At 32.8% G+C, this 1,520-nt stretch carries 1 protein-coding gene; it reads left to right on the top strand.

Features of this window, described 5'->3' with window-relative positions; genetic code table 11:
* The first annotated feature begins 95 nt into the window (after window positions 1-95).
* Window positions 96-944 (top strand): hypothetical protein, encoded by an 849-nt coding sequence (locus ACLI09_RS17985; protein ID WP_411421029.1) that lies wholly within the window; start codon window positions 96-98, stop codon window positions 942-944.
* Window positions 945-1,520: the final 576 nt, after the last annotated feature.

Genomic DNA, 1,520 nt, shown 5'->3' with positions numbered 1-1,520 from the left:
GGATTGGGGGCGTTTTTTTGTAATAAATATTGACATTGAAATGTTTTACTTACTTTTATAAAATCAACCAGTTATAATATTTCATACGAATTGTAATGAGAACTACTAACGACTTTATGAAAAATTCCACAGGGCTAACTAAGAATCCATTAGGAATAATAGGTTTATTTATTTCCTTAATATATGGGTTTGCTTGTTTAGTACTAAGTACAAGTATAGAAAATCTTAATTCTGCCAATGAGCGCTTGCCTTTAATTTGGTTTATAATCACATTTCCAATAATTATACTAATTGTATTTATATATTTAGTTGTTAATCATCATGAAAAACTGTATTCACCTAGTGATTTTAGAAATGATGAAGGATTTATAGAAACTTTAAGTCTCAACAAGATTAAAGAAAAACAACAAAAAGAAATCGACTTATTAGAATCTGCTGAGCAGGCAGAAATAGATGTCGAAAATTTAGACGATAATTTTAATCCAGGAAATACGAGTGAAGATTCAGCTAAAGATGAAGTGGATGAAGTCGAAGAATTATCCAAAAAGATTAAAAATGCGGAAAGATGGGTTGTAAAAGATTTAGAATTACAATACAAAACTTTATTTAAAACTAATCAAAGATTATTATCTAACGATACAGTTTTAGATTTAGATGCTTATTCATCGACGCAAGATAAAATCTTAGTCGCTGAAATAAAATATTGGGAATCACAAAAATCTTTAAAGCCATTGTTGTCATCAATTCAAGAATATATTTTAAAATTAAAAAAATTTAACTACTTGTTTAAAGACAAGGAAGTTGAACTTATTATTGTATTAGTTTTTGACAATCCAAAATATGTTAGAAGAGCAGATATAAAAGATTTTTTAGATCAATTCGATATTGATATAAAACTAATAGTAAGAACTTATGGTTCGTTACTTAATGATTATCAAGAATAGTCCTACCCCAGCTGGCGCGAGCGTCCCGCTCGTGCCTCATAATAATCAGATTGCCAAACTCCGTTCCTCCGTTCGCAATGACGGCAACGGGTACAGTATGTAAAAACATGCTAGCGTTGCTTTCTTCACGCACCTCGTACATACGCATGCAAAGCTCCTACAATATATAAATGAAAACAGCTATATACCTCATTACAATAATGCTACAGTTCTCACTAATCGTAGGACTAAAATTGCTGGATAGTACAGTACTTATTTACTTTATTGTTATTGGCTGCGGAATGGTTGGCCTATCTGTTATGCTGACAACTAAAAACTTAAAAATTAAACAGGCAAGCTGGGGTTTGTTTTGGGGTTCAGTAACATCGTCACTTATTACAACATTTTTTCTAATCTGGCTGTCATTTAATTTTCCGAAGTAGTACTCCTGGCTGGCGCGAGCAATGAAGTTGACGGGTACAGTGTGTAACAATTGTTACTATCTCTTTCTTCACGCGCCGTCATTGCGAGGGACGAAGCAATCTCACAAGGCTTCTATCAATGACCCTATAAGATTGCCTCACTCCACAAGCTCCG

This window comes from Flavobacterium sp. RHBU_24 (genome assembly GCF_046613695.1).
Lineage (GTDB): Bacteria > Bacteroidota > Bacteroidia > Flavobacteriales > Flavobacteriaceae > Flavobacterium.
This window is presented reverse-complemented; position numbering and strand designations above follow the sequence as displayed.